The 9,914-nt window shown below is 64.0% G+C and carries 10 protein-coding genes; 7 read left to right on the top strand and 3 right to left on the bottom strand.

Annotation, left to right across the window (positions count from 1 at the left end):
* The first annotated feature begins 278 nt into the window (after window positions 1-278).
* From ABEA06_RS01270 to ABEA06_RS01260, 3 genes are all read left to right on the top strand, one after another.
* Window positions 279-2,141: a phosphoenolpyruvate carboxykinase (GTP) gene (locus ABEA06_RS01270; protein WP_345310297.1), complete on the top strand. Its 1,863-nt coding sequence runs from the start codon at window positions 279-281 to the stop codon at window positions 2,139-2,141.
* A gap of 286 nt (window positions 2,142-2,427) precedes the next feature.
* Window positions 2,428-2,889, top strand: coding sequence for an RrF2 family transcriptional regulator (locus tag ABEA06_RS01265; protein WP_303381946.1), 462 nt, complete (start codon window positions 2,428-2,430; stop codon window positions 2,887-2,889).
* Window positions 2,890-2,956: 67 nt separating this feature from the next.
* Window positions 2,957-4,147: a globin domain-containing protein gene (locus ABEA06_RS01260; protein ID WP_345310296.1), complete on the top strand. Its 1,191-nt coding sequence runs from the start codon at window positions 2,957-2,959 to the stop codon at window positions 4,145-4,147.
* Between the two features lie 112 nt (window positions 4,148-4,259).
* On the opposite strand, the gene ABEA06_RS01255 is transcribed toward ABEA06_RS01260, so the two are convergent.
* A complete protein-coding gene (locus ABEA06_RS01255) occupies window positions 4,260-5,669 on the bottom strand; it encodes a phosphomannomutase/phosphoglucomutase (RefSeq protein WP_345310295.1) in 1,410 nt (469 codons plus the stop codon).
* A gap of 83 nt (window positions 5,670-5,752) precedes the next feature.
* Between ABEA06_RS01255 and manA the strand changes: the two genes are divergently transcribed.
* From manA to ABEA06_RS01235, 4 genes are read left to right on the top strand one after another with little or no spacing between them, the layout of a single operon-like run.
* Window positions 5,753-6,982, top strand: coding sequence for a mannose-6-phosphate isomerase, class I (gene manA, locus ABEA06_RS01250; RefSeq protein WP_345310294.1), 1,230 nt, complete (start codon window positions 5,753-5,755; stop codon window positions 6,980-6,982).
* A 46-nt stretch (window positions 6,983-7,028) separates the two neighbouring features.
* Window positions 7,029-7,571: a TetR/AcrR family transcriptional regulator gene (locus ABEA06_RS01245; protein ID WP_345310293.1), complete on the top strand. Its 543-nt coding sequence runs from the start codon at window positions 7,029-7,031 to the stop codon at window positions 7,569-7,571.
* Between the two features lie 12 nt (window positions 7,572-7,583).
* Window positions 7,584-8,150 carry a hypothetical protein gene (locus tag ABEA06_RS01240; protein WP_345310292.1) on the top strand — a complete coding sequence of 189 codons (567 nt, stop codon included), beginning with the start codon at window positions 7,584-7,586 and terminating at the stop codon, window positions 8,148-8,150.
* Between the two features lie 2 nt (window positions 8,151-8,152).
* A complete protein-coding gene (locus tag ABEA06_RS01235) occupies window positions 8,153-8,815 on the top strand; it encodes an SDR family oxidoreductase (RefSeq protein ID WP_303381940.1) in 663 nt (220 codons plus the stop codon).
* On the opposite strand, the gene ABEA06_RS01230 is transcribed toward ABEA06_RS01235, so the two are convergent.
* Window positions 8,812-9,288, bottom strand: coding sequence for a nuclear transport factor 2 family protein (locus ABEA06_RS01230; RefSeq protein WP_312395624.1), 477 nt, complete (start codon window positions 9,286-9,288; stop codon window positions 8,812-8,814). The genes ABEA06_RS01235 and ABEA06_RS01230 overlap by 4 nt on opposite strands.
* Window positions 9,285-9,851: a nuclear transport factor 2 family protein gene (locus tag ABEA06_RS01225; RefSeq protein ID WP_303381938.1), complete on the bottom strand. Its 567-nt coding sequence runs from the start codon at window positions 9,849-9,851 to the stop codon at window positions 9,285-9,287. Before ABEA06_RS01225 ends, ABEA06_RS01230 begins: the two co-directional genes overlap by 4 nt.
* Window positions 9,852-9,914: the final 63 nt, after the last annotated feature.

Raw genomic sequence — 9,914 nt, 5'->3', positions numbered from 1 at the left:
TGACCAGCAGCCACGCCGGGACCCCACAAGCCCGCGCGAAAATCCACACCACACTCACCGACTTTGAAATAGCCCTGAAAATTAGGGAGCCGACCAGCGGTGTGATGTAACGCTCATCGGGCGGCGGCGTTGCCGCGATAGACTGGAAACACACGCATAACCCTGCCGGAGCTAGTCCCCCGGGTCTCATCCAACGATGTAGTTGGGAGATCGTTCGACGGGCAGCTGCATCGCCGACCACGGGCGCGGCAAGACGGCCTCAACGAGGAGACATGTCAATGGCTGACAACACCACTGCAAGCAGCGAATCCACCGGACTCAAACAGGCTGCGCGTGAAGCGCTCGACAACGCACCCACCACGCACCAGCGCCTCCTGGACTGGGTTCGCGACATGGCTGAAATGACCCAGCCGGACGCCATTCACTGGGCAGATGGTTCCGAGGAAGAATGGAACACGCTGACCACCGAGCTCGTGGACGCCGGCACGTTCGTTCGGCTGGACGAGGAAAGATTCCCCAATTCTTTCGCCGCTTTCTCCGATCCGGATGACGTAGCCCGTGTCGAGGAGCGCACCTTCATCTGCACCAAGACTCCCAAGGGAGCCGGTCCCACCAATAACTGGGAAGACCCCGCGGTCATGAAGGAAACCTTGATCGGTAAGTTCACCGGGTCCATGCGCGGGCGCACCATGTACGTGATTCCGTTCGTGATGGGCAGCCTGGAGGCTGAGGATCCCAAGTACGGTGTGGAGATCACCGACTCCGCTTACGTGGTGTGCTCCATGCGGATCATGGCCACCATCGGCACTCCGGTCTTGGACAAGATGACCCGCGACAACGCGTTCTTCGTCGAGGCCCTGCACTCCCTGGGCGCTCCGCTCGAGCCCGGTGAAGAAGACGTCCCGTGGCCGTGCAACCCGTCCAAGTACATCGTGCAGTTCCCCGAGGATCGCGCCATTTGGTCCTTCGGCTCCGGTTACGGCGGTAACGCGCTGCTCGGCAAGAAGTGCTACGCGCTGCGCATCGCATCTGCAATCGCGCACGACGAGGGCTGGCTGGCCGAGCACATGCTCATCCTGAAGATCACCGACCCGGAAGGCGAAGCTCGCTACATCTCCGCGGCCTTCCCGTCCGCTTGCGGTAAGACGAACTTCGCAATGCTCGAACCCACCATCGACGGCTGGAAGGCCGAGATGGTCGGAGACGACATCTCCTGGATCCGCTTCAAGAACGGTCAGGCGCGCGTGGTCAATCCCGAGGCCGGCCTGTTCGGTGTGGCTCCGGGTACCGGCTGGTCCACCAACCCCAACGCCATGCGCGGAGTGGCGCGCGGCAACACCATCTTCACCAACGTTGCGCTCACCGACGACGGCGGCGTGTGGTGGGAGGGTATGACCGACGAGGTCCCCGAGCACCTGACCGACTGGAAGGGTAACGACTGGACCCCGGAGTCCGGGCGTCCGGCCGCGCACCCCAACTCACGTTTCTGCACCCCCATCAAACAGGTCGACATCCTGGCCGAAGAGTACGACGACCCCGAAGGTGTACCGCTGTCTGCCATCATCTTCGGTGGCCGCCGCAAGACCACCGTGCCCCTGGTCTCCGAGTCCTTCGGCTGGGAACACGGTGTCTTCCAGGGTGCGACACTCTCGTCCGAAACCACCGCCGCGGCCAAGGGCGCGGTGGGTGTGGTTCGTCGCGACCCCATGGCCATGCTCCCCTTCATCGGCTACAACGCCAATGACTACCTCGAGCACTGGCTCGACACCGGCGCCCGCGTGGGTGAGGAGAACATGCCCAAGATCTACTACGTGAACTGGTTCCGCCGCACCGCGGACGGTGGCTTCGCGTGGCCGGGCTTCGGCGAGAACTCCCGCGTGGTCAAGTGGATCGTCGAGCGGCTCAGGGGCACCGCGGGTGGTCAGGAAACCCCCGTGGGCGTTGTTCCCGCCAAGGAGGACCTGGACCTGAGCGGCCTGGACATCTCCGATGAAGAACTCGACGCCGCACTGCGCGTGGACAAGGACGAGTGGCTGGCGGAGCTGCCGGGTATCGACGAGTGGTTCCACAAGCTCGGCGATGTCCCGGAGGTCATCCTGGAGCAGCGCGCGGGTCTCGAGGAGCGCCTCAAGAGCTCCTGACCCGGACGTGGACCGGCCCGGCCCGGCCACTGTCCCCGTGAGGTAGTCACGCCGTGCACGTCACTCTGCGGAGGAGTGGCGGGCGCGGCGTTTCCATGTGCGTTTCCGGTCACCGCTCGCGGGTGGCGATCCGCTACGGAGGCCACCACCTGTGTAGCGCGGAGCGCAATGACACGTCAGTGAAGATGCGGGCGGGTCAGCGCCGCGGAATTTTCCAGTGCAACTAACGGTTATGACAAGGTTTGCTACATCTACTGGATTCAAGCCCGGAGAGGAGGCCCGCGACGTGAAGCTGACGGCTTTTTCGGATATTTCCCTGCGAGTGCTGCTCCTGATGGGTGGTCTGCCGGAGGGCACTCTGCTGTCCACCCAGCGCATTGCCGAAGGGGTGGGTGCCCCCTATCACCACGTGACCAAAACCGTGGCGAAACTGCGCTCCATGGGTCTGCTCGTCTCCCTCCGTGGCCGGTCCGGGGGTGTGAGTGTGACGGAAGAGGGCCTGCGATCAAGTGTGGGTTCCGTACTGCGCGAGCTCGAGGCCGACACCGCCATGGTCGAGTGTGAAGCCGATGAGGCGGCCTGCCCTCTCAATCACGGCTGCCGGTTGCGCGCCGCACTGGCCGGGGCGCGCGAGGCCTTTTATCGCGAGCTGGACGATGTCACCATTGCCGATCTGGTCAACGAGCGCCAAATAGGCAAGGTGGCGGTCAGCATCGGGCTGGCACCCCCGGAAGACTCTTTCATCTGAGAGTTAGATTACTTGTATTTAGGATGCTAGATTTCGGAACACAGGGTTTCCCACCTAAGGAGCAGCCGTGCTGTCTGAAAAGTCTCGCCCCGTCATCGAACAAACCATTGGTGTGATCGCCGAGCGGATCCCCGCGATCACGCCCGAGTTCTACAAGTCCATGTTCAACGCCCGCCCCGATCTGCTGGACGGCATGTTCAGCCGCTCCAACCAGAAGAACGGCACTCAGCCGCAGGCGCTGGCCGGTTCCATCGCGGCCTTTGCCTCGCACCTGCTGAAGAATCCGGATTCCTACCCGGACGAAGTGCTCTCGCGCGTGGCCCACAAGCACACGTCTTTGGGTCTGCTGCCCGATGAGTACTCCACCGTGCACGAGCACCTGTTCGGTGCCATTGCAGCCGACCTGGGCGATGCCGCGACTCCCGAGGTCGTTGCCGCGTGGGACGAGGTCTACTGGCTCATGGCGGACGCCCTGATCAAGCTGGAGAAGGGTCTTTACGGTCAGCAGGCCAATGACGTGATGTTTGCACCGTTCAAGCTGATCTCGAAGGAAGACATCGCCAAGGACGTCATCGCGTTCGAGTTCGAACCCGCTGATGACACCCCGTTGACCCGCCCGATCCCCGGCCAGTACGTGACCATCCAGGTCAAGGTCAAAGACGGCATCCGGCAGCCTCGCCAGTTCACCCTGGTGCCCTCTCAGGAGGGCCACCGTCGCGTGGTGATCCGTAAGGACCCCCAGGGCGAGGTGACCCCCATTTTGCATGAGGACATCAACGAGGGGGACATTCTGGAGATCTCCAACCCCTACGGTGACGTGGTCCTGGATGAGGGGCACAGCGCGCTGTTGCTGGCTTCGGCCGGTATCGGTACCACCCCGATCGTCTCGTTCCTGGATCGCCTGGCCAAGGAAGGATCGCAGCGCAAGGTCACCGTGCTGCATGCAGACCACTCCTTGGGCCGTTGGCCGGGTCGCCAGATCATGGAGCGCCTGGTGGACAGCCTGCCCAATGCTCAAATGATCACGTGGATGGAGACGCCCGGTGAAGGCGATCACGAGGGCTTCATGGACCTTTCCGAGGTCGACCTGGACGTCGACGAGGACACCACCGCGTTCATGTGCGGGCCCCTGCCCTTCATGAAGGGACTGCGTTCGCAGCTCATTGAAAAGGGTGTCCCGGGCCGGAACATTCACTACGAAATCTTCGGTCCCGACCAGTGGATGTTGCACGACGAAGCCCGCCAGGCCAACGTCTAAGGGGTTTTCTCTCCCTCGCTGCCCCGGCCGGCCGGGGCGCCCGAAAACGACGACGCCGCACGGGAAGTCCCGCGCGGCGTCGTCGTATCCAATGCGAACGTGGCCCGGATTCTCAGCCCTGACGCACCAGACCCAGCACTGTGTCCCGGACGCGCTCCATGGTGGCGCTATCCGGAGCCTCCACGTTGAGCCGCAGGAACGGCTCGGTGTTGGACGGACGCAGGTTGAACCACCAGCCCTCACCCGGGTGGGTGAAGGTGGTGCCGTCCATGTCCTCGACCGTGACGGCGGGGCCGTGTTCGGCGTAGTGTGCGCGCACACGATCCACCGCAGAGGCTTTGTCCTCGATCTCGGAGTTGATCTCGCCGGACGCCACGTAGGGGTCGTAACGGTCCATCAGATCGCTCAGGGTGCCCTGCTGCTCACCGAGGGCCGCCAGCACGTGCATGGCCGCGAGCATTCCGGTGTCCGCGTTGTAGAAGTCCTTGAAGTAGTAGTGGGCGGAGTGCTCACCACCGAACACGGCCTTCTCGGAGGCCATCACGGCCTTGATGAACGAGTGCCCCACACGGGTGCGCACGGCGCGGCCACCGTTGGCCTCCACGAGCTCCGGCACAGCCTTGGAGGTGATCAGGTTGTGGATCACCACGGGCTGCTCGTCGCCCCCGGCGCGGGCCCGGGCGATCTCGCGTTCGGCCACGATGGCGGCAATGGCCGACGGAGAGACGGGCTCGCCGCGCTCGTCCACCACGAAGCAGCGATCCGCGTCCCCGTCGAAGGCCAATCCGATGTCTGCACCCTGTTCGCGGACCGCAACCTGCAGATCCACGAGGTTTGCCGGTTCGAGCGGGTTGGCGGGGTGATTGGGGAACGTGCCGTCCAGCTCGAAGTACAGGGGCACGATCTCCAGGGGTAAGGCCTTGAGCTCGGCGTCTCCCAGGACCGCGGGAGTCGTCAGGCCGGCCATGCCGTTACCCGCGTCCACGACCACCTTGAGGGGGCGGATCTTGCTGAGGTCCACCAAGTCACGCAGGTAGCGAGCGTAGTCGGCCAGGACATCCCGGCTGGTTTCCGTACCTTGCCGTTCGGCCTGCGGAATGTCACTCGAGTCCAGGTACTGCTGGGCGAGGTCACGGATCTCAAAGAGTCCGGTGTCCGAGGACACCGGGACTGCTCCGGCCATGGACATCTTGATGCCGTTGTAGGCGGCGGGATTGTGGCTCGCGGTGAAGGTCACGCCGGCGCAGTTGAGCGTGCCGCACGCGAAGTACAACTCGTCCGTGGAGATGGTGCCGATCTTGATCACATCCGCGCCGCGCGCCATGGCACCCTGGGCGAACGCGTCGATGAATTCGGGGGAGGAGGGGCGCATGTCTCCGCCCACGGCCACGGTGGTGCCTGCCAGACCGAGCACATCGACGTATGCGGCGCCGGTGGCTCGCACGCTGTCCGCAGTGATGGTGGAGCCCACAATGCCGCGCACATCGTAGGCCTTGAACGAGGAAGAAAGATCTATGGTCACAGGGCCGAATTCTACGTGAGACGGGCCGGTGCCCCGGCAAGGTCCACACGAATCCTCAAGTCCGCTGTGATTGGATGATCTGCATGGCAGAGTTCTTTCGGATGGACAATCCGATTCAGAATTACGCGTGGGGATCACGATCCGTGTTGGCCACCATGCAGGGTAGGCCTGTACCCAGTGAGCAGCCGGAGGCGGAACTGTGGATGGGCGCCCACCCGAGTGCGCCATCCGTCATCGAGGTGGGGGGCCACTCCACGAGCCTCGTCGAGGTTCTGCCGGATCTGCCGTTCCTGCTGAAAATTCTCGCGATTGCCGCTCCGTTGTCCATTCAGGTCCACCCGTCGACCCAGCAGGCCAAGGAGGGTTTTGCGCGGGACAACGATCAGCGGGTGCCCCTCGAATCCCCGTCCCGCAATTACAAGGACGACCGAGCCAAACCGGAAACCGTGGTGGCTCTCACCAATATGTGGTTACTGGCGGGACAACAAACGGGGGCGCAGTTGCGTGAGCTTGCGCAGGAGTTGCGCTTGAACTGGCTGTCGTGGGCGGCCGGCGAGCCCTCGGCGCTGCGAGCGGCGCTGACGCTGTCCGAGGAGCACGCCGCGGATTCCGTTCGAGCGTGCGTGAGCGCAGCAGCCCGGCTGCGCAGGACACGATTGGCGCACCTGCCCGAAGCCAACGACGACGTGGCCTTGGGCCCCACGGCCACCCAGCTGGAACGGGCCGTCCACGTGATTGAGCTGCTGGATCATCACTACCCGGGTGACCCGGGCATGCTCGTGGCCCTGTGCATGAACCTCGTGCACCTGCACCCCGGACAGGCGGTGCACACCCCGCCCCAACAACTGCACGCGTACATCTCCGGAACGGCCGTGGAGATCATGGGTTGTTCGGACAATGTGCTGCGAGCCGGACTCACGCAAAAGCACATGGACGTGCCGGAGCTACTGTCCGTGTTGGCTCCGCAGCAGGCCCCGATCGAGATCCTCGACCCGGATTCCAGCCCCGACGGGTCGGTGTGCTACCCCTTGTGGGACGCCTCCCTGAGCATGGTGGCCGTCCAGGTGCACCGTGAGCACGCCCTACGCCGGCGGATCCCGGGGACCTCCGTGGTGCTGGTCGCCGAGGGAAATGTGACGGCCAGAATCTGCGAGCCGGGGACCTCGGATCATGAATTGCGGGCCGGGCATTCACTGCTGTACTCCGGTGCAGCCGGGTTCGTGGAGTTCGACGGCGAGGGCCTGGTGTTCGTGGTGAGCGGGGGACCCAACCCTAAAGGGGGTGCTCCCAACTCCGAGGATGTCGTTCAATAGGAAGTGAGCGTATTATTTAGTTTCTCATTGGATATTGGAGACCCTCATGGATCGACGAAGAGAGCGAACGCGTAAAGCGGTGGTGGATGCCACGGTCGATCTGGTGGCCCGCCGCGGATCCCACGTGGGCATGACCGAAATCGCTCAGGCCGCCGGCGTGAGTCGCAAGGCCGTGTACGAGAACTTCGGTTCACGCGAGCAGGTATTACTCCAGACCACCGTGAATCTCTTACGCGCAGAGCTGTCCTTGAAGGGCGCCGGTACCACCGGAAACGGTGATGTGATGGAGCGGCTCGCCCACACCGTGGTTGAGCACGTGAGTGAGTATCGGGCGTACTACTCCGCCGTGCTCTCCGGTCCGGGTGGCTATCTGGCGGGCAACGCCCTGGTGCTCCAACTTGCCGCGGCGTGCCGGCAACTACGCAACGAACACCATCAGCCCAGCCCTGCAAGCCTTTATGACCGGTTCATGATTCACGGTCTACTGGGTGTGTTGACCGAGGCGCTGGTGGAACATGACAGCGCCGATCTGCATGCCGTGGTGAGCAGGTTGTACAAAGAGTTGGGGGCGTCCAACAAAAACTCGTAAGGAGGACTCGTCGTGACACAGGAATACCGACTCACGGGAGCCGACCGACCCAATGTCCCCATCCCCTCGCTGGCATGGGTCGACAAGGTGTGGAAACGTCGCCTGGCCGTGGTGGCGGTGGTGGCACTCAGTGCGGGCATTGTGGGGATAGTGGCCGGTGATCGGCTGAACCAAACCGGTATCCTCCACAGCGCCTGGCAGTGGCCGGTACTGCTGGCGGGCGCGGCGGCGTCGCTGGGGGGCGTGATCCTGTCGCTCATGCGTGTCGACCAGGTGCCGCGGGTGGGAATGATGGAGGAACGCTCCATGGGTTCCAAAGGGGTCCGTGCGAGCGCTCGAACCGGCCGTTTGCCGCAGGACACCGCGCATCTGCGGGTCCAGGACTACATGGCCGTGGAAATGGTGCAGTACGGCTGGCCCATGATTCCGGCCCTGGTGGGAATGATCTTGGTGCTCATCGCGCTATGGACAGTGGCACCCGCCGTGGTCATCGCCCTGCTGCTGGTAGCGGTGTGGGCGGCCATCCGAATCAACGGAACGACCACGGCACGGAAGTACTACCGGCTACGGAAGGACTAACCATGTCGAACATCATGATCATCGGAGGCCACGGCAAGGTGGCCCTGCAGCTGAGCCAAATCCTCTCGGGAGACGGACACCGCGTGAACTCGGTGATTCGCTCCGAGTCACAGGTCCAGGACGTCGAGGACCGCGGCGCGACCGCCGTGGTCGCGGACGTCGAGAAACTCGATACGGACGGCCTCAAGGAACTGGTGGCCGGCCAGGACGCCGTCGTGTGGTCCGCTGGCGCCGGTGGCGGCGATCCCGAGCGCACGTACGCCGTGGATCGTGATGCCGCTATCCGCTCCATGGACGCGGCTCAGGCCGCGGGCGTCGAGCGCTACGTGATGGTCTCCTACATGGGCGCGGGCCAGGATCACGGCGTCCCGGAGGATGATTCCTTCTACGCGTACGCGCAGGCCAAGGCGGACGCGGACGACCACCTGCGCGAGAGCTCCCTGAAATGGACCATTCTGGGTCCGGGCAAGCTCACCGATGACGAAACAACCGGCATGATCACCACCGACCCGGGCCAGGGGGACGACGCCGTCGACACGGCACGCGGCAACGTGGCCCTGGTTGCCGCCGCCGCATTGGCCGCACCCGACACCACGGTGGGGAAAAAGATTGATTTCGCGGACGGCGACACCGTGATCACCGAGGGCCTGGCGGAGCTCTCCTAGGAGGCGGGCGCCAGAAAATCTCCCATTCCCAGGTCACGCTGGGAGGCACCCCCGGGGTCGTTCTCCCAGCGCTGCCCTCGGGACACCCGGCGTTGCAGGATGCGCCACCCCGCTTCCGTGCGCACCCATTCGTCCAGGTAATCCCCGGAGGCCAAGGTCCGGTCGTGGCGCACGATGAAATATTTACTCCACGACCGAGCACGTTTCCTGCCCTCCGAATCGACGGGGAGGCTGTGGATCACAGTGTCCGTGGTGTAGTGCGGGTGATACGGGCTCACCTGCTCAATGCGTCCCGGAACATCATCCCGGGATCGGGTGTAGTGACCCGGGCCCCCGAACTTCACATCGGCGGTGAAAATACGGGAGAGCTGTTCCCAGTCGCGGTTGTCGATGCAGTGCGCGTACCGTGCCAGGACCTCATGGATTTCAAGCGCATCAACGGCGGCCGGGCGCTCCCACCGAGCGGCACTCATCGGGTCTGCTCCTCACGACGGGGGTGACCGGTGGTCGCGTTGGTTTCCTGGGCACGAACGATGGCCTCGTTGAAGTGCACGAACGTGTAAGGACCCGGAACGTACCCGGCACCGGAACGCTCCGCCTCGCGCACCATGTTCCGTGCGTGGAGCACACGTCGGCAAATGCGCCAGCCGTCCGGGGTGCGCACCACCGTGTCCACCACATCGGTACCCACGGCCCGCTGATCGAAGGACACCAGGATCATTCGGCTCCACGTGACCGCGGTGTCCTCGTCAATGGGTTCGATGACGGTGTTGAGCACGTGCACGCTGCCGTACTGGGCCACTTGGGACAGTTCGTAGCCCTGCCGGATCCCCGCGGGCCCGTGCAAGGCCATGGCGGGTGCCAAGTCCGCCACCGATGTGGGGGTGACCATGCGAGGGGCCAGGTATTCGACGTCCTCGGTCACCGCGTACGCCAAATGATCCCATTCACGGTTGTCGATCACATGGGACAAGAAATGCAGGGTTTCCAGGATGTCGAGCCGATCCTGCGGGTCGAGTGCGGGGGTTTCGGACATGGGTGAGGTGACCTTTCACGCGTGCTGCCGAACAACAGCAGTATGTTCTTCCAGAAGTATCTC

It is taken from the genome of Kocuria gwangalliensis, assembly GCF_039544365.1.
In the GTDB taxonomy this organism is placed as follows: Bacteria; Actinomycetota; Actinomycetes; order Actinomycetales; family Micrococcaceae; genus Kocuria; species Kocuria gwangalliensis.
Note: the sequence above shows the minus strand (reverse complement) of the source record. Positions and strands in the feature narration are given on the sequence as shown.

Coding starts and splice junctions, on each gene's coding strand:
- ABEA06_RS01270 (WP_345310297.1), top strand. CDS start 279: ATGGCTGACAACACCACTGCAAGCAGCGAATCCACCGGACTCAAACAG.
- manA (WP_345310294.1), top strand. CDS start 5,753: ATGGCAGAGTTCTTTCGGATGGACAATCCGATTCAGAATTACGCGTGG.
- ABEA06_RS01245 (WP_345310293.1), top strand. CDS start 7,029: ATGGATCGACGAAGAGAGCGAACGCGTAAAGCGGTGGTGGATGCCACG.
- ABEA06_RS01235 (WP_303381940.1), top strand. CDS start 8,153: ATGTCGAACATCATGATCATCGGAGGCCACGGCAAGGTGGCCCTGCAG.
- ABEA06_RS01230 (WP_312395624.1), bottom strand. CDS start 9,288: ATGAGTGCCGCTCGGTGGGAGCGCCCGGCCGCCGTTGATGCGCTTGAA.
- ABEA06_RS01225 (WP_303381938.1), bottom strand. CDS start 9,851: ATGTCCGAAACCCCCGCACTCGACCCGCAGGATCGGCTCGACATCCTG.